Here is a 16,333-nt window from a genome sequence, read left to right as displayed (position 1 = left end):
CACTGCGAAAATTGACCGGGAACCGTAAGACAAGTTCCCTAAACCACTGATACGGTCAATACAAACGAAACCACATTAATCTGACATTAACTACTTCGGTGCCAGCTCACGTAAATGCCGTGCGACCGCAATCCACGCACCGATATACCCCAACAAGACCGCGCCAAGCAAGAGCGACAGACCATCTGCGACCGGCACTCCGGCCAGGGCGAAATCACTGCCGTACAAGCCGGCCAGCCCGATAACCGCGTCGTTCAGCCAGTCCAGGCCGAACGCCAATAAGCCCCAGGACAAAATTCCCGCACCGAAGCCATAAAGCGCGCCCATGTACAGAAAAGGACGACGCACATAGCTGTCCGTGCCGCCGACCAGTTTAATCACTTCTATCTCGGTGCGGCGGTTTTCAATATGAAGACGAATGGTATTACCTATCACCAAAAGTAATGCAGACACCAACAATACCGTCAGGCCGAACACAAAGCGGTCACCCAGCTTGAGAATCGCCGCCAGGCGCTCTACCCAGACTAGATCAAGTTGCGCCTGTTGCACCTTGGGCATCTCTGCGAGTTTTTGTCGCAGGGCTTCCAGCGCTGGCTTGTCGACTTCATTGGGTGTCACCAGCACCACGCCCGGCAGCGGGTTCTGCGGCAGCTCTTTGAGCGCCTCACCCAAGCCTGACTGTTGCTGGAATTCCTCAAGGGCCTGATCGCGGCTGATGTACTCGGCATCCGCCACGCCCGGCAGGTTCTTGATCTCTTCGCGCAAGGCCTCGCCATCTTTGGCGCTGGCGTCCAGGTTCAGGTACAGCGAAATCTGAGCCGCGCGTTGCCAGGAACCGCCAAGGCGCTCCACATTATTAAGCAGCAGTGACAAGCCCATCGGCAGGCTCAAGGCCACTGCCATCACCATGCAGGTGAAAAAGCTGCCGATTGGCTGCTTGGCCAGGCGGCGCAGGCTGTCGAACAGGCTGGCACGGTGGTTTTCGACCCAGGCGCGCAGCAGCGTGGCGAAGTCGGGGCCATCGTCTTCGTCGTGTTTTTTCTTTTTCGGTTGCGGGTCGGCCGGTTTCGGCGCCACGCGCTCGGAAACCTTGGGGCTGCGTGTCGCACTCATACGCCGGCCTCCCCGTCACCGATCAGGCGACCGCGTTGCAGGGTCAGCATGCGATGGCGCATACGCGCGATCAGTGCCAGGTCGTGACTGGCGATCAGCACGCTGGTGCCCAGGCGATTGATGTCTTCGAACACGCCCATGATCTCGGCCGCCAGGCGCGGGTCGAGGTTACCGGTGGGTTCGTCCGCCAGCAGCAAGGCCGGACGGTGGACGATGGCGCGAGCGATGCCGACGCGCTGTTGCTGGCCGGTGGACAGGTCGCCGGGATAGAGGTCGGTCTTGTCCGACAGCGCCACGCGCTCCAGGGCCGAGTCCACACGTTTGATGATTTCGGCCTTGGACAGCCCAAGGATCTGCAACGGCAGTGCAATGTTATTGAACACCGTGCGATCGAACAGCAACTGGTGGTTCTGGAACACCACGCCGATCTGGCGGCGCAGGAACGGAATCTGCGAATTGCTGATGGTGGCCAGGTCCTGGCCCGCCAGCAGCAGTTTGCCGGTGGTCGGGCGTTCCATGGCCAGCAGCAAGCGCAACAGGGTACTTTTGCCGGCACCCGAATGGCCGGTGACAAACAAGAATTCGCCGCGACGCACTCGAAAGCTCAGCTCATGCAAGCCGACATGCCCGTTGGCGTAGCGTTTACCGACCTGTTCGAATCGAATCATGAACGCTCCCGCTCGGCAAACAGTGCCTGGACAAAGGGTTCGGCTTCAAAGGTGCGCAGGTCGTCGATACCTTCACCGACGCCGATGTAACGAATCGGCAACCCGAACTGTTTGGCCAGGGCGAAGATCACGCCGCCCTTGGCCGTGCCGTCGAGCTTAGTCAATGCCAGGCCGGTCAATTGCACCGTCTGGTGGAATTGTTTGGCCTGGCTGATAGCGTTCTGGCCCGTACCGGCGTCGAGCACCAGCAAGACTTCGTGCGGGGCTTCGGCGTCGAGCTTGCCGATCACGCGGCGCACTTTCTTCAGCTCTTCCATCAGATTGTCTTTGGTGTGCAGGCGACCGGCGGTATCGGCGATCAGCACGTCAATGTTACGGGCCTTTGCGGCTTGCACGGCATCGAAGATCACCGACGCGGAATCGGCACCGGTGTGCTGGGCGATCACCGGGATCTTGTTGCGTTCGCCCCAGACCTGCAGCTGTTCGACGGCGGCGGCGCGGAAGGTATCGCCGGCGGCGAGCATGACTTTCTTGCCTTCCAGTTGCAGCTTCTTGGCCAGTTTGCCGATGGTGGTGGTCTTGCCAGCACCGTTGACGCCCACCACAAGGATCACGAACGGCGTCTTCTGGCTGATCACCAGCGGCGCTTCCACCGGTTTGAGCATCGCGGTCAGTTCGGCCTGCAGGGATTTGTACAGCGCATCGGCGTCGGTCAACTGCTTGCGCGCGACCTTCTGGGTCAGGCTCTGGATGATCACGGCGGTGGCTTCGACGCCCACGTCAGCGGTCAGCAGGCGAGTCTCGATGTCTTCCAGCAGTTCGTCATCGATGGTCTTTTTGCCCAGGAACAGGCTGGCCATCCCTTCGCCGATGGTTGCGCTGGTTTTGCTCAGGCCTTGCTTGAGACGGGCAAAGAACCCGGTTTTGCTGGTTTCGGCAGCAACAACGGGCTCGGGCTCGGCAGGCGGCTCAATCACGGCGGGCGCGGGAGTCGGCTCGACCGCCACCGGCTCAACCAGCGGAATCGGCGGCGTCAAGTGCTCGGCCTGCACATCGTCGACCAGTGCCACGGGCTCTTCGGCCACCGGCAGTTCCAGCCACGGCTTGTGCTCAGGCTCCGATGCGGCTTCAACCACCGGCTGCAACACCGGTTCAGCCATCGGCAACACCACCGGCGCCAGCGGTGCGGCGTCTACGACGGGCTCCGGGATCGGCTCAGATTGAACCTGCGGCTGTTCGACGACGGTTTCCTGCGGCTTTTTGCGCAGCCATCCGAACAGGCCTTTTTTCTCGCCAGCCGCAGCTGGGCTCTTCTTGTCGTCGTTGGAACCAAACATGGAGGACGGCTATCTCAAGGTAGCGACGCGCCAAGGGCGCCTCGGTAAATAAAAATTCAATGAAGAACAGACTGCTTTAACGCCCGCTCGTTCATGCGCAACATTTTATGAGGCGTAAATAAGCGCCTCAAAAAATCGATTCAATATGGGATTGAAGCGATAAAATCGGCGAAAAGTGGAAGATCGTCGGATAAAACCGCCGCGAACTCCAACAATCCTACAACTGAATCCAGAACGGTATGACGACCGCAGTGGCCGTCCCCAAATCGGATCAGTATCCTAGCACCTCCTCGCCCGCCGACGCTAAGACCAAGCGGGCAGCCCAACAGGTTTAAAAACGAATGAATGCTCTAGCCCGCCGCGCCGCAGGCCTGCTGCTCAGCACAGTTTGTCTGCCCCTCTCAGCCTTGGCTGCCGACCCACAACCCACCCATGAATTCACCCTGGATAACGGCCTCAAAGTGGTCGTGCGCGAAGATCATCGCGCGCCGGTGGTGGTTTCCCAGGTCTGGTACAAAGTCGGTTCGAGCTACGAAACCCCGGGCCAGACCGGTTTGTCCCACGCCCTGGAACATATGATGTTCAAGGGCAGCGCCAAGGTCGGCCCCGGCGAAGCCTCGCTGATCCTGCGCGACCTGGGCGCCGAAGAGAACGCCTTCACCAGCGACGACTACACCGCCTATTACCAGGTGCTGGCGCGTGACCGCCTGGGTGTCGCCTTCGAACTCGAAGCCGACCGCATGGCCAGCCTGCGCCTGCCGGCCGACGAGTTCAGCCGCGAGATCGAGGTGATCAAGGAAGAACGCCGCCTGCGCACCGACGACAGCCCGATGTCCAAGGCCTTCGAGCGCTTCAAGGCCATGGCGTTCCCGGCCAGCGGCTACCACACGCCGACCATCGGCTGGATGGCCGACCTGGACCGCATGAAGGTCGAAGAGCTGCGCCACTGGTACCAGTCCTGGTATGTGCCGAATAACGCCACCCTGGTAGTGGTCGGCGACGTGACCCCGGACGAGGTGAAGAACCTGGCCCAGCGCTACTTCGGCCCAATCCCCAAGCGTGATGTACCGCCGGCCAAGATCCCGCTGGAACTGGCCGAGCCCGGCGAGCGCTTGCTGACCCTGCATGTGCAAACCCAACTGCCGAGCGTGATCCTGGGCTTCAACGTGCCCGGCCTGGCCACCGCGACAGACAAACGCTCGGTACAAGCCCTGCGCCTGATCTCGGCCCTGCTCGATGGCGGCTACAGCGCACGTATTTCGGAACAGTTGGAACGGGGTGAAGAGCTGGTATCCGCCGCCTCCACCCACTACGACGCCTACACCCGCGGTGACAGCCTGTTCACCCTGAGCGCCACGCCCAACCAACAGAAGAAAAAGACCATCGCCCAAGCCGAAGCGGGCCTGTGGCGCCTGCTGGAAGAACTCAAAGGCAAGCCGCCGACCGCCGAAGAGCTGGAGCGTATCCGCGCTCAGGTCATCGCCGGCTTGGTCTACCAGCGTGACTCCATTACCAGCCAGGCCACCGCCATAGGCTCCCTGGAAACCGTCGGCCTGTCCTGGAAACTGATGGACACCGAACTGGCCGACCTGCAAAGCGTGACCCCGGACGATATCCAGAAGGCCGCACGTACTTACTTCACCCGCGAACGTCTCAGCGTCGCCCATGTCCTGCCTGAGGAGACCGCTCATGAGTGATCGCAAACGCAGCCTGATCCTGCCCGGCCTGATCGCCGTCACCTTGATCGCGGCGAGCGCCGTGTATTTCCTGCGCCCAAGCGAATCCGTCGCCAGCCCGGCCCTGGAAAAAGCCCAGTCGGCCAACACACTGCAATCCCTGGCGGAGCTGGACGGCAAGGCGCCGACCAACCGCAAGCTCGACGTGCAAACCTGGAACACCGCCGAAGGCGCCAAGGTGCTGTTCGTCGAAGCCCACGAATTGCCGATGTTCGACATGCGCATCCTGTTCGCCGCCGGCAGCAGCCAGGACGGCGACGTCCCGGGCGTGGCGCTGATGACCAACGCCATGCTCAACGAAGGCGTGCCAGGCAAGAATGTGAGCCAGATCGCCAGCGGTTTTGAAGGCCTCGGCGCGGACTTTGGCAATGGCGCTTACCGCGACATGGCGCTGGTCTCCCTGCGCAGCCTGAGCGACAGCGACAAGCGCGACGCCGCCCTGGCGCTGTTTGACCAGGTGATCGGCAAACCGACTTTCCCCGCCGACTCCCTGGCGCGCATCAAGAACCAGATCCTCGCCGGCTTTGAGTACCAGAAGCAGAACCCCGGCAAACTGGCGAGCCTGGAGCTGTTCAAGCGCCTGTACGGCGACCACCCGTATGCTCACCCGAGCGAAGGCACGGCCGAGAGCGTCCCGAAGATCACCCAGGCGCAGTTGCAGGCATTCCACGCCAAGGCCTATGCCGCAGGTAACGCAGTGATTGCCGTGGTGGGCGACCTGACTCGCGCCGAGGCCGAAGCCATGACCGCCAAGGTTTCTGCATCACTGCCCAAAGGCCCGGCGCTGGCGAAGATCGCCCAGCCGACCGAGCCCAAGGCCGGTTTGAGCCATATCGAGTTCCCATCCAAGCAGACGCACCTGCTGTTCGCCCAACTGGGCATCGATCGCGCCGACCCGGACTACGCCGCCCTGTCCCTGGGCAACCAGATCCTCGGCGGCGGTGGCTTCGGCACCCGCTTAATGAGTGAAGTGCGCGAAAAGCGCGGCCTGACCTACGGCGTCTACTCCGGATTCTCACCGATGCAGGTGCGCGGCCCGTTCATGATCAACCTGCAGACCCGCGCGGAAATGAGCGGCGGCACCCTGCGCCTGGTGGAAGAGGTGCTGGCTGACTATCTCAAGACCGGCCCGACACAAAAGGAGCTGGATGACGCCAAGCGCGAGCTCAGCGGCAGCTTCCCGCTGTCCACCGCAAGCAACGCCGATATCGTCGGGCAACTGGGCGCCATGGGTTTCTACAACCTGCCGCTGAGCTATCTGGAAGATTTCATGAAACAATCCCAGGCCCTGACCGTAGAGCAGGTCAAAGCGGCTTTGAATAAACACCTGAGCGCCGACAAGATGGTCATCGTGACCGCCGGCCCGACGACTGCGCAAAAGCCACTACCGCCCCCCACTGATAAACCTGCCGAGCAGCCGCTCGGGGTTCCGGAGCATTAATGGCCAGTTCATCTCGCCCGAAAAAACCTGTCCACAACGTGCATAACGGTGTGGGCCAACTGCGCATCATTGGCGGTGAATGGGGCAGCCGCAAGCTCAGCTTCCCCGACGTCGTGGGCCTGCGCCCAACGCCGGATCGCGTGCGCGAAACCCTGTTCAACTGGCTGGCGCCGTACATCGCCGGGGCCAAGGTACTCGACCCGTTTGCCGGCAGCGGCGCGCTGTTCCTGGAGGCCTTGTCCCGTGGCGCGGCCCAGGCACAGGCGCTGGATGCCAGCAACGTGGCGGTGTCCAGCCTCAAGGAACACCTGGGCACCCTGCGCTGCACCAACGGCCAGGTCCAGACCGCCGACGCGCTGCGCTACCTGGAAACCCAGGCCGCCAGCGAATACGACGTGGTGTTCCTCGATCCTCCGTTCAACCAGAACCTGTTGCCGACCGTGTGCGCGTTGCTCGAAGAGCGCCAATGGCTGGCGCCGGACGCGTGGATCTACACCGAAAGCGAGAGCGCGCCGTCCAGCCTGGGCCTGCCCGGGAGCTGGCGCCTGCACCGGGAACAGAAATCCGGGCGGGTGTATTACGCGCTGTGGCAGCGCTCGGTACAGCCCGCGGTCTAAACCTGTGGCGAGCGGGCTTGCTCGCGCCGGGCTGAAATAGTGTTCTGACTGAATAAATGCGGCGTTCTTCATGGGGCTGCTGCGCAGCCCAACGCGAGCAAGCTCGCTCGCCACAGTGAGTCCGCGTGCTACAGAGAGTGTCATGACCCCTTCTTCAGACCTGTTCAAACCCGCCTTCGGCCTCGGCAATCCACACCTGCAAACGCTGTGGGGCCCGCTGTGGCGCCCCACGACGCACCTCGAACGGCAACGCGAACGCCTATGGCTGGACGACGGCGACTTTCTCGACCTCGACTGGCATGGCCCCCATGACGCACTTGCGCCGCTGGTACTGGTGCTGCATGGGCTGACCGGCTCGTCCAATTCGCCTTACGTGGCCGGCCTGCAAAAAGTCCTCGCCGCCCAAGGTTGGGCCAGTGCGGCCTTGAACTGGCGCGGTTGCTCGGGGGAGCCAAACCTGTTGGCGCGCAGCTACCACTCGGGCGCCAGCGAAGATTTGGCGGCAGCGATTGCGCATCTGCGCGCCAAGCGGCCGTTGGCGCCGTTGTATGCGGTGGGTTATTCCCTCGGCGGCAATGTGCTGCTCAAGCATTTGGGCGAAACCGGCGCGAATTCGGGGCTGCAAGGTGCGGCGGCGGTGTCGGTGCCGTTTCGCCTGGATCAGTGCGCCGATCGCATCGGCCTGGGCTTTTCGCGGGTGTATCAGAAGCACTTCATGCGCGAGATGGTCGCGTATATCCGCGTCAAACAAAGCCGCTTTTTACAGGATGGTCGTGCTGAAGGGCTTAAAACCCTGGCGTCACTCGGGTCTCTGGAGAAGATGCGCACGTTCTGGGACTTCGACGGCCGGGTCACCGCGCCGCTGCATGGTTTCCTGAGTGCCGAAGACTATTACCGCCGCGCGTCGAGCCGTTACTACCTGGGCGATATCCGCACGCCGACCCTGATCATCCACGCGGCCGATGACCCGTTTGTGTTCACCCATAGCCTGCCCGAAGCCAGCGAATTGTCGGATTGCACCGAGTTCGAATTGCTGGCCAAGGGTGGGCATGTGGGGTTTGTCGATGGCTCCCTGAAGCGCCCCGGTTACTACCTGGAGCGGCGGATTCCGCAATGGTTGCTGACACAACCCCGTTAAACCATGTGGGTTTATGCGCAGGACAACTTAGTCGCCCGTCGCGATTTCCCGCGCCGGATCGGTAATCCACTCACTCCACGACCCCGCATACAACGTGCCCAACGGGTAACCCGCCAGGCTCAGGGCGAACAGGTTATGGCACGCCGTCACGCCCGAACCGCAATACGCCACCAATTCATCCGGCGAACGGCCTTGCAACTGGGCGGCGAAGCGCTGCTTGAGCTGCTCGGCCGGCAAAAAACGCCCGTCGCTGCCGAGGTTTTCGGTGAACGCCGCACATTGCGCACCGGGAATGTGGCCAGCAATCGGATCGATAGGCTCGACATCGCCGCGAAAGCGCGGCTGGGCGCGGGCGTCGATCAGGGTCAGGCCCGGTTGGCCCAGGCGTTTTTGCAACTGCTCGGCATCCAGCAGCAGGCGATTGTCCGGCGCGCCGACCAAGGTGCCGCGCTCGATCAACGGCGCATCCAGGCTTAACGGGAAACCGGCTGAATGCCAGGCCTTCAGGCCACCGTCCAGGATAAACACGCCGTCGCGCTTGCCCAGCCAGGCCAGCAACCACCAAGCGCGGGCAGCAAAGGCACCGGGGCCGTCGTCGTAGAGCACCACATCGGTATCGGCGTTCACGCCCCAGACACGCAGTTGCTCGGCCAACGCCTGCGCCTGCGGCAACGGGTGACGCCCGGTCACACCCTTGGTCACCGGCCCGCTGAGATGACGCTCCAGGTCGGCATATTGCGCGCCCTCGATATGCCCTTCGGCATAGCTGCACAGGCCGTAGTCCGGATCTTCCAGGGCAAAGCGGCAGTCAAGTAGCACCAGAGCGCCGCGCTGTTGGCGCTCGGCCAGTTGCTGGGGGCTGATCAGTTGGGCAAGCGGCATGACGGACTCCTGTGAACAGATTCGGGAAAGGTCCTACTTCACTTCTTCCAGTGCCTGGTTCAACGGCACGTAAAACTCTTTGAACAGTGCATCCACCTCTTTTTTTGCCTGCGGCGTGACAAACCCCGCCTCCAGCACCAGCACCTGATACACCCCGCGCTTGATCGCTTCGGCGCTCAAATGCGTGGATTTTTCATTGGTGGTACACAAAAACCGCACCCAGGAGGTGAGGATGATCCAGGCATTGAGAGTCAGCGCCTCGGTTTGCACCGGGTCCATAGTGAGAATGCCGGCATCGACAAAGCCTTGGTAGATGGCGCCACCCTGAATCAGGCAACGCTGGGAAAACCGCCGGTAGCCGGTGGACAATTCCGGGTCGCTCTCCAGCAGGTGTTCGAGGTCACGGTGCAGGAAACGGTAGCGCCACATGCCAGCCAGGACAGCCTGCAGGTAGAAGCGCTTGTCATCCACCACCATGGCGCGACCTTGGGGCGGGCGCAGGAAACTGTCGACCAAGGCTTCGTATTCGCGAAACAGCATGGCGATGATCGCCTGCTTGTTGGGGAAGTGGTAGTACAGGTTGCCCGGCGAAATTTCCATATGGGCGGCGATATGGTTGGTACTCACACTGCGCTCGCCCTGCTGGTTAAAAAGCTCCAGGCTGGTTTGCACAATGCGCTCGCTGGTCTTTACTCGTGGTGCCATAGGGGATCAGCTTCTGTACACGTGATCTACCATCTTACGGCCTAACCTTGTCGGGATAAATCCAGTTGTTGCTGCAATGTTATTTGACAATTTAGAGCAATGACTCTAAAAATTCAGGCAGACCAATAACAATCTGGAATTGCACCATGTCTGCCAACGTTGCCTACCTGCAAAATTCCCAGACACTGGATCAACTCCAGAGCCTGTTCGACGCCCAACGCCGCGCCTATGCCGCCAACCCGATGCCGCCGGCCGCGCAGCGCCAACAATGGCTCAAGGCCTTGCGCGAAGTGCTCAGCGACGAACGCCAGGCGCTGATCAACGCGATCAGCCAGGACTTCAGCCACCGCAGCGCCGACGAAACCCTGTTCGCCGAACTGATGCCCAGCCTGCATGGCATTCACTATGCGAGCAAACACCTCAAGGGCTGGATGAAACCTTCCCGCCGCGCTGTAGGCATTGCCTTCCAGCCAGCCTCGGCCAAAGTCATCTATCAACCGCTGGGCGTGGTCGGGGTGATCGTGCCCTGGAACTATCCACTGTACCTGGCCATCGGGCCGCTGGTGGGCGCGTTGGCCGCCGGCAATCGGGTGATGCTCAAGCTCAGCGAGTCGACCCCGGCCACCGGCGAACTGCTCAAGACCCTGCTGGCGAAGGTTTTCCCTGAAGACCTGGTGTGCGTGGTGCTGGGCGAGGCCGAAGTCGGTATCGCGTTTTCCAGCCTACGCTTCGACCACCTGCTGTTCACCGGCGCCACCAGCGTCGGTAAACATGTGATGCGCGCGGCCGCCGAACATCTGACCCCGGTCACCCTGGAGCTCGGCGGCAAATCGCCAGCTATCGTTTCCGCCGATGTGCCCCTCAAGGACGCCGCCGAACGCATCGCCTTCGGCAAAGCCTTGAACGCCGGGCAAACCTGTGTGGCGCCGGACTACGTGCTGGTGCCGGAGGATCGCGTCGAGGGTTTCGTCGAGGCCTACAGCAAAGCGCTTCGCGGGTTTTACCCGACGCTGGCCGACAACCCGGACTACACCGCCATCATCAACGAGCGGCAACTGGCCCGACTCAATGCCTACGTGAAAGACGCCACCGACAAGGGCGCCACCCTGATCCCCCTGTACGACCAGGGCCAGGCACGCCGCATGGCCCACAGCCTGCTGTTGAATGTCAGCGACGAAATGACGGTGATGCAGGACGAAATCTTCGGCCCGGTGCTGCCGATCGTGCCTTATCGCGGCATCGATCAAGCCTTTGCCTACATCAACCAGCGGCCTCGCCCACTGGCCCTGTACTACTTCGGCTACAACAAGCGCGAACAGAACCGCGTGCTCCACGAAACCCACTCCGGCGGCGTATGCCTGAACGACACGCTGCTGCACGTGGCCCAGGACGACATGCCCTTCGGCGGGATCGGCCCGTCGGGCATGGGCCACTACCACGGCCATGAAGGGTTCCTCACGTTCAGCAAGGCCAAGGGCGTGCTGGTCAAGCAACGCCTGAACGCCGCGAAGTTGATCTACCCGCCCTACGGCAAAGCAATCCAGAAGTTGATCCAGAAGCTGTTTATCCGCTGATACCGCCACCCTCGGGATAACGATAACAATGAACCCAAGCCTGACTGATTCACCTGCGCTGTCGCGGCGCGGCGTCTTGAAAATCGGCCTGTGCGCCAGCGCCTTCCTGGCCACCGCCGGGCTGGGCGCCAGCCTCAGCGGCTGCTCCAGCAGCACCCCGGCCAGCGGCTTTGCTTTGCTGCGGGCTAGCGATCTGCCATTTCTGCGCGCGGTGATCCCGGTGTTGCTGGAAGGCGTGGCCAGCGCCCAGGAAGTCACCAGCGGGATTGAAGACACCCTGAAAAAACTCGACTACAGCCTGCAGCACCTGTCGCCGGAGATGTTCAAGCTCACCCAGCAACTGTTCGACGTGCTGGGCATGGGCATCACCCGCGGCCCACTGACCGGGATCTGGGGCAGTTGGGAAAACGCCAGCGCTGAACAAATCCGCAACTTCCTGCACCGCTGGGAAAACAGCTACCTGAACCTGCTGCGCATGGGCCAGGGCTCGCTGCTCAAGCTGGTGATCATGGCCTGGTACTTCCGGCCGGCGTCCTGGGCCCATTGCGGCTACCCCGGGCCACCGAAGATCTGATTCGCCCCCCCCAATAAAAACAAGAGACGACCCTGATGCCCGTACCCGATCTGTTCCGCGACGGCCTGGCCCGTGGCTGGAAAACCCACAACGGCGCCGCCCTCGACCGCGACCTGACGCTGGAAGCCGACGTAGCGATCATCGGCAGCGGCGCCGGCGGCGGCACCACCGCCGAAATCCTCAGCGCCGCTGGCTACAAAGTGCTGCTGATCGAAGAAGGCCCGCTCAAGACCAGCAGCGATTTCAAGCTGCTCGAAGACGAGGCCTACGCCAGCCTGTACCAGGAAGGCATCGGCCGCATGAGCAAGGACGGCGCCATCACCATCCTGCAGGGCCGGGCGGTGGGCGGCACCACGCTGATCAACTGGACCTCCAGCTTCCGCACCCCGGACGCGACCCTCAGCCACTGGGCCAGCGAGTATGCGGTCAAGGGCCACAGCAGCGCCAACATGGCGCCGTGGTTCGAAAAAATGGAACAGCGCCTGGGCATTGCCCCCTGGGCCATGCCACCCAACGCCAACAACGACGTGATCCGCAAAGGCTGCGAACAGTTGGGCTACAGCTGGCATGTGATCCCGCGCAACGTGCGCGGCTGCTTCAACCTGGGCTACTGCGGCATGGGTTGCCCGGTCAACGCCAAGCAGTCGATGCTGGTGACCACCATCCCCGCCACCCTGGAGAAAGGCGGCGAGTTGTTGTACCTGGCCCGCGCCGAACGCCTGAAATACAGCGGCGACCGCATCAGCAGCCTGGAATGCGTGGCGATGGACGAACGCTGCGTCGCCCCTACCGGGCGCACCATCACGGTCAAGGCCAAACACTATGTGCTGGCCGGTGGCGGCATCAACAGCCCGGCGCTGCTGATGCGCTCGGACGCCCCCGACCCGCATTCGCGGCTGGGCAAGCGCACCTTTTTGCATTTGGTGAATTTCTCCGCAGCGCTGTTCGACGAGGTGATCAACCCGTTCTATGGCGCGCCGCAGTCGATCTATTCCGATCACTTCCAATGGCAGGACGGCACCACCGGCAGAATGTCGTACAAGCTGGAGGCACCGCCGCTGCACCCGGCGCTCGCGAGTACGCTGCTCGGCGGCTACGGCACACAAAACGCCCTGGACATGAGCCAGTTGCCCAATACCCACGCGATGCTCGCCCTGCTGCGCGACGGATTCCACCCCGACAGCCCGGGCGGCAGCGTGGAATTGCGCGGCGACGGCACGCCGGTGCTCGATTATCAGGTTTCGCCTTACGCCTGGGACGGCCTGCGCCGCGCGTTCCACAGCATGGCCGAGATCCAGTTCGCGGCGGGCGCCAAGTCGGTCAAGCCGCTGCATCACGATGCGCGCTACGTGAAGACCCTGGCCGAAGCGCGCAGCCTGATAGACGGCCTCAACCTGGAATTACACCGTACCTGCCTGGGCAGTGCCCACGTGATGGGCGGCTGCGCCATGGGCGAAGAGCCGAAAAACGCCGTGGCCGACAGCCTCGGCCGCCATCATCAACTGCGCAATCTGTCGATTCATGATGGTTCGCTGTTCCCCACCAGCATTGGCGCCAACCCGCAATTGTCGGTGTACGGATTGACCGCGCAACTGGCGAGCGCATTGGCCGAACGTCTGAAAACAGCATGAAAAAACCAGGTATTTCGCGTGCCTATTCGCATAAGTCGACTTGGCCGACCGGGATGGCTGCGATACCATCCGGTTCCCCAACGGACTCCGCCAGGACGACGCGATGAACCGAGTGTTGTACCCAGGTACCTTCGACCCGATTACCAAAGGCCATGGCGATCTGGTCGAACGCGCCTCGCGCTTGTTCGACCATGTGATCATCGCGGTCGCGGCCAGCCCCAAGAAAAACCCGCTGTTTCCCCTGGAACAGCGCGTGGAGCTGGCGCGTGAGGTCACCAAGCACCTGCCCAACGTAGAAGTGGTGGGTTTCTCGACGCTGCTGGCGCATTTCGCCAAAGAGCAGAACGCCAATGTATTCCTGCGTGGCCTGCGCGCGGTGTCGGACTTCGAATACGAATTCCAACTGGCCAACATGAACCGCCAACTGGCGCCGGACGTGGAAAGCCTGTTCCTCACGCCGTCGGAACGTTATTCGTTCATTTCCTCGACGTTGGTCCGTGAAATCGCGGCATTGGGCGGGGATATCACCAAGTTCGTGCACCCGGCCGTCGCCGAGGCGCTGACCCTGCGCTTCAAGAAGTAAGACCGCTCAATCGGCGCCCGCTCGCACTGCGGGCGTCAATGCGGCACAATTGCGCGCATTAGTTTTTCAGATGCCTTGGCTGACTGCCCTGGCAGGAGTTTCCATGTCCCTGATCATCACCGACGATTGCATCAACTGCGACGTCTGCGAGCCCGAGTGCCCGAACGCCGCGATTTCCCAAGGCGAAGAGATCTACGTGATCGACCCCAACCTCTGCACCCAGTGCGTCGGCCACTACGACGAACCGCAGTGCCAGCAGGTGTGCCCGGTCGATTGCATTCCACTGGATGAAGCGCATCCGGAAACGCAAGAGCAGTTGATGGTGAAGTACCGCAAGATTACCGGTAAGGCTTGAGTCTGTTGGCGCCTGTCAGGGCCTCATCGGGGGCAAGCCCCCTCCCACATTTGAAAGGTATTCACACATCAAAGTGTGGGAGGGGCGGTGCGACGATTCGACTTGCCCCCGATGGCGATATCAGCAATCACACAACAGTCAGCTCTGACACTTCGGGCAAAACACACTCGCCCGCTGCCCCAGCACCACACTGCGCAACTCGGTCCCGCAGACCTTGCACGCCTCGCCCCCTCGGCCGTAGACGAACAGCTCCTGCTGGAAATACCCCGGCTGCCCATCGCCGCCAATGAAGTCGCGCAACGTGGTGCCACCGCGTTCGATGGCGGCCGCCAGAATGCGCTTGATCTCGATCGCCAGCTTCAAATAGCGCCCGCGTGAAATGCCACCGGCCTCGCGGCGCGGATCGATCCCCGCCGCGAACAGCGCTTCCGTCGCGTAGATATTGCCCACGCCCACCACCACCGCGTTGTCCATGATAAACGGCTTCACCGCCATCGAACGCCCACGGGACAGTTTGAACAGGCGCTCGCCATCGAACAGCTCGGTCAACGGCTCCGGCCCCAGGCGAATCAGCAATTCGTGGTTGTGCGGGTCCAGGCTCCAGAGCATCGCGCCGAAACGCCGAGGGTCGGTGTAGCGCAGGGCTAGGCCCGACTCCAACTCGATGTCCACATGCTCGTGCTTGGCCGCCGGCAGGCCGACTTCCACCAGGCGCAGGTTGCCCGACATACCCAGGTGACTGATCAGGGTGCCCACTTCGGCATTGATCAACAGGTACTTGGCCCGCCGCTCCACCAGCACGATGCGCTGCCCGGACAGGCGCACGTCGAGGTCTTCCGGGATCGGCCAGCGCAGGCGCCGCTCACGCACCACGACGCGGCTGACCCGCTGGCCTTCCAGGTGCGGTGCAATCCCGCGCCGAGTGGTTTCGACTTCTGGTAACTCGGGCATGTGTACCTCGTGAGAAAAGGGTCAGTGCGTGCCCAGTTCGCGGATCGACAACTTCATGCTTTGGAAGTCGTAATCCGACAGGCCCACGTAGTCCAGCACCAGATGGCCAATCGCATCCCACTCATGGTCAACCGCCTGGTTGCCCAGCACCCGGTATGACGAGCAGATATGCTCGGCCATTTTCAGGATCGCCAGCAGGTTCTTGAGTTGCGGATTGCGCGGCGACTCATCGCTGAAAATCGCCAGGGCGTTGTGATGGTTGGCGATGGCGTCGGTCACATGCTCCGGCAGGCGCCAGGACTTGGCGGTGTAATAGCCGACCACCGCATGGTTAGTGTTGAACGCATTGTTTTCGGTGTCGACCACACGGCAGTCGGCGCCGGCATTGGCGTAGGCCTCTTCGAGCACCGCCATGTAATTGGGGAAACGCTTGAGCATCAGCGGTACACCGCAATCGTGGAACAGCCCCAGGGCATAGGCTTCGTCTACCGCCTGGGCGCCTGTGCGCTTGGCCAGGGTCAGGCAGGTCATGGCCACATCCTGGGCGGTGTCCCAGAAGCGGTTGAGGGTGACAATGGTGTCGTCGCTCATCTCGCCTTTGATCGACAGGGCATTGATCAGGTTGATGATCGAGCGGCTGCCCAATAGGTTCACCGCACGCTGGATCGAGGCGATCTTGTTGCTCAGGCCGTAATACGACGAGTTGACGATCTTCAACAGCGCGCCGGACAGGCCCGGGTCCTGGGAAATCAATCGCGCGATCACTTCCAGGTCCGGGTCGGGCATGTACTGTTCCATCTGCAAATCCACCATGATTTGCGGCTGTGGCGGCACGCTGATGCCTTGCAGGGCCTGCTGGATCTGTTCGGCGGAAAGTTCTTGGGACATAAGTACACACTCCGGGCTAGGCGGGGATTCTAACCCTGATGGGAAGCTGACCGACACCTCAAAAAAACCAATGGCACTCCCATCAAATGGACGCTGCGACCTCGGCACAGCACGCCCGCCCCTACAGCCCATCAGGCCAA

16 protein-coding genes are annotated in these 16,333 nt (G+C 62.1%); 9 read left to right on the top strand and 7 right to left on the bottom strand.

From position 1 onward, the window contains the following. Positions 1-90 precede the first annotated feature (90 nt). From ftsX to ftsY, 3 genes are read right to left on the bottom strand one after another with little or no spacing between them, the layout of a single operon-like run. Positions 91-1,113: a permease-like cell division protein FtsX gene (gene ftsX / locus ACP7CJ_RS07880; RefSeq protein ID WP_426099970.1), complete on the bottom strand. Its 1,023-nt coding sequence runs from the start codon at positions 1,111-1,113 to the stop codon at positions 91-93. Next, positions 1,110-1,781 carry a cell division ATP-binding protein FtsE gene (ftsE, locus tag ACP7CJ_RS07875; protein ID WP_247400282.1) on the bottom strand — a complete coding sequence of 224 codons (672 nt, stop codon included), beginning with the start codon at positions 1,779-1,781 and terminating at the stop codon, positions 1,110-1,112. Before ftsE ends, ftsX begins: the two co-directional genes overlap by 4 nt. Next, positions 1,778-3,118: a signal recognition particle-docking protein FtsY gene (ftsY, locus tag ACP7CJ_RS07870; protein WP_426099969.1), complete on the bottom strand. Its 1,341-nt coding sequence runs from the start codon at positions 3,116-3,118 to the stop codon at positions 1,778-1,780. Before ftsY ends, ftsE begins: the two co-directional genes overlap by 4 nt. Positions 3,119-3,459: 341 nt before the next feature. On the opposite strand from ftsY, the gene ACP7CJ_RS07865 reads away from it, so the two are divergent. From ACP7CJ_RS07865 to ACP7CJ_RS07850, 4 genes are all read left to right on the top strand, one after another. Beyond that, positions 3,460-4,815 (top strand): M16 family metallopeptidase, encoded by a 1,356-nt coding sequence (locus ACP7CJ_RS07865; protein ID WP_276195304.1) that lies wholly within the window; start codon positions 3,460-3,462, stop codon positions 4,813-4,815. After that, positions 4,808-6,295 (top strand): M16 family metallopeptidase, encoded by a 1,488-nt coding sequence (locus ACP7CJ_RS07860; protein ID WP_426099968.1) that lies wholly within the window; start codon positions 4,808-4,810, stop codon positions 6,293-6,295. The genes ACP7CJ_RS07865 and ACP7CJ_RS07860 overlap by 8 nt, the downstream gene beginning before the upstream one ends. Then, complete coding sequence (rsmD, locus tag ACP7CJ_RS07855) at positions 6,295-6,912, top strand: 16S rRNA (guanine(966)-N(2))-methyltransferase RsmD (protein ID WP_247400266.1); 618 nt, start codon at positions 6,295-6,297, stop codon at positions 6,910-6,912. The genes ACP7CJ_RS07860 and rsmD overlap by 1 nt, the downstream gene beginning before the upstream one ends. Before the next feature lie 142 nt (positions 6,913-7,054). Continuing rightward, positions 7,055-8,050: a hydrolase gene (locus tag ACP7CJ_RS07850; RefSeq protein ID WP_426099967.1), complete on the top strand. Its 996-nt coding sequence runs from the start codon at positions 7,055-7,057 to the stop codon at positions 8,048-8,050. A 27-nt stretch (positions 8,051-8,077) separates the two neighbouring features. Here ACP7CJ_RS07850 and ACP7CJ_RS07845 read toward each other — a convergent pair whose 3' ends face one another. Beyond that, the gene (locus ACP7CJ_RS07845) at positions 8,078-8,932 is read right to left on the bottom strand and encodes a sulfurtransferase (RefSeq protein WP_426099966.1); all 855 of its coding nucleotides are present in this window, start codon (positions 8,930-8,932) and stop codon (positions 8,078-8,080) included. A 33-nt stretch (positions 8,933-8,965) separates the two neighbouring features. Next, positions 8,966-9,637 (bottom strand): TetR/AcrR family transcriptional regulator, encoded by a 672-nt coding sequence (locus ACP7CJ_RS07840; protein WP_276195308.1) that lies wholly within the window; start codon positions 9,635-9,637, stop codon positions 8,966-8,968. Between the two features lie 146 nt (positions 9,638-9,783). Here ACP7CJ_RS07840 and ACP7CJ_RS07835 point away from each other — a divergent pair, with 146 nt between their 5' ends. The 5 genes from ACP7CJ_RS07835 (at position 9,784) to ACP7CJ_RS07815 (ending at position 14,354) form a co-directional block, all read left to right on the top strand. Next, a complete protein-coding gene (locus ACP7CJ_RS07835; RefSeq protein ID WP_426099965.1) occupies positions 9,784-11,211 on the top strand; it encodes a coniferyl aldehyde dehydrogenase in 1,428 nt (475 codons plus the stop codon). 28 nt (positions 11,212-11,239) lie between these two features. Further along, positions 11,240-11,785: a twin-arginine translocation pathway signal protein gene (locus ACP7CJ_RS07830; protein ID WP_426099964.1), complete on the top strand. Its 546-nt coding sequence runs from the start codon at positions 11,240-11,242 to the stop codon at positions 11,783-11,785. A 35-nt stretch (positions 11,786-11,820) separates the two neighbouring features. Then, on the top strand, positions 11,821-13,416 hold the full coding sequence (locus ACP7CJ_RS07825) for a GMC family oxidoreductase N-terminal domain-containing protein (RefSeq protein WP_426099963.1): 1,596 nt from the start codon (positions 11,821-11,823) through the stop codon (positions 13,414-13,416). A 103-nt stretch (positions 13,417-13,519) separates the two neighbouring features. After that, positions 13,520-13,999, top strand: coding sequence for a pantetheine-phosphate adenylyltransferase (gene coaD / locus ACP7CJ_RS07820; protein WP_022641651.1), 480 nt, complete (start codon positions 13,520-13,522; stop codon positions 13,997-13,999). A gap of 103 nt (positions 14,000-14,102) precedes the next feature. Beyond that, complete coding sequence (locus ACP7CJ_RS07815) at positions 14,103-14,354, top strand: YfhL family 4Fe-4S dicluster ferredoxin (RefSeq protein ID WP_247403809.1); 252 nt, start codon at positions 14,103-14,105, stop codon at positions 14,352-14,354. A 138-nt stretch (positions 14,355-14,492) separates the two neighbouring features. On the opposite strand, the gene mutM is transcribed toward ACP7CJ_RS07815, so the two are convergent. Together mutM and ACP7CJ_RS07805 are read right to left on the bottom strand one after the other, a co-directional pair. Next, positions 14,493-15,305 (bottom strand): bifunctional DNA-formamidopyrimidine glycosylase/DNA-(apurinic or apyrimidinic site) lyase, encoded by an 813-nt coding sequence (mutM, locus tag ACP7CJ_RS07810; protein WP_426099962.1) that lies wholly within the window; start codon positions 15,303-15,305, stop codon positions 14,493-14,495. Positions 15,306-15,326: 21 nt separating this feature from the next. Further along, on the bottom strand, positions 15,327-16,139 hold the full coding sequence (locus tag ACP7CJ_RS07805; RefSeq protein ID WP_276198005.1) for an HDOD domain-containing protein: 813 nt from the start codon (positions 16,137-16,139) through the stop codon (positions 15,327-15,329). Positions 16,140-16,333 lie beyond the last annotated feature (194 nt).

This window comes from Pseudomonas sp. PSPC3-2, from assembly GCF_049897085.1.
Classification (GTDB): domain Bacteria; phylum Pseudomonadota; class Gammaproteobacteria; order Pseudomonadales; family Pseudomonadaceae; genus Aquipseudomonas; species Aquipseudomonas paraveronii.
This window is presented reverse-complemented; position numbering and strand designations above follow the sequence as displayed.

Excerpts from the sequence above, each read along its gene's own strand:
- ftsX (WP_426099970.1), bottom strand. The coding sequence starts at position 1,113 with ATGAGTGCGACACGCAGCCCCAAGGTTTCCGAGCGCGTGGCGCCGAAA.
- ftsE (WP_247400282.1), bottom strand. The coding sequence starts at position 1,781 with ATGATTCGATTCGAACAGGTCGGTAAACGCTACGCCAACGGGCATGTC.
- ftsY (WP_426099969.1), bottom strand. The coding sequence starts at position 3,118 with ATGTTTGGTTCCAACGACGACAAGAAGAGCCCAGCTGCGGCTGGCGAG.
- ACP7CJ_RS07865 (WP_276195304.1), top strand. The coding sequence starts at position 3,460 with ATGAATGCTCTAGCCCGCCGCGCCGCAGGCCTGCTGCTCAGCACAGTT.
- ACP7CJ_RS07860 (WP_426099968.1), top strand. The coding sequence starts at position 4,808 with ATGAGTGATCGCAAACGCAGCCTGATCCTGCCCGGCCTGATCGCCGTC.
- rsmD (WP_247400266.1), top strand. The coding sequence starts at position 6,295 with ATGGCCAGTTCATCTCGCCCGAAAAAACCTGTCCACAACGTGCATAAC.
- ACP7CJ_RS07850 (WP_426099967.1), top strand. The coding sequence starts at position 7,055 with ATGACCCCTTCTTCAGACCTGTTCAAACCCGCCTTCGGCCTCGGCAAT.
- ACP7CJ_RS07845 (WP_426099966.1), bottom strand. The coding sequence starts at position 8,932 with ATGCCGCTTGCCCAACTGATCAGCCCCCAGCAACTGGCCGAGCGCCAA.
- ACP7CJ_RS07840 (WP_276195308.1), bottom strand. The coding sequence starts at position 9,637 with ATGGCACCACGAGTAAAGACCAGCGAGCGCATTGTGCAAACCAGCCTG.
- ACP7CJ_RS07835 (WP_426099965.1), top strand. The coding sequence starts at position 9,784 with ATGTCTGCCAACGTTGCCTACCTGCAAAATTCCCAGACACTGGATCAA.
- ACP7CJ_RS07830 (WP_426099964.1), top strand. The coding sequence starts at position 11,240 with ATGAACCCAAGCCTGACTGATTCACCTGCGCTGTCGCGGCGCGGCGTC.
- ACP7CJ_RS07825 (WP_426099963.1), top strand. The coding sequence starts at position 11,821 with ATGCCCGTACCCGATCTGTTCCGCGACGGCCTGGCCCGTGGCTGGAAA.
- coaD (WP_022641651.1), top strand. The coding sequence starts at position 13,520 with ATGAACCGAGTGTTGTACCCAGGTACCTTCGACCCGATTACCAAAGGC.
- ACP7CJ_RS07815 (WP_247403809.1), top strand. The coding sequence starts at position 14,103 with ATGTCCCTGATCATCACCGACGATTGCATCAACTGCGACGTCTGCGAG.
- mutM (WP_426099962.1), bottom strand. The coding sequence starts at position 15,305 with ATGCCCGAGTTACCAGAAGTCGAAACCACTCGGCGCGGGATTGCACCG.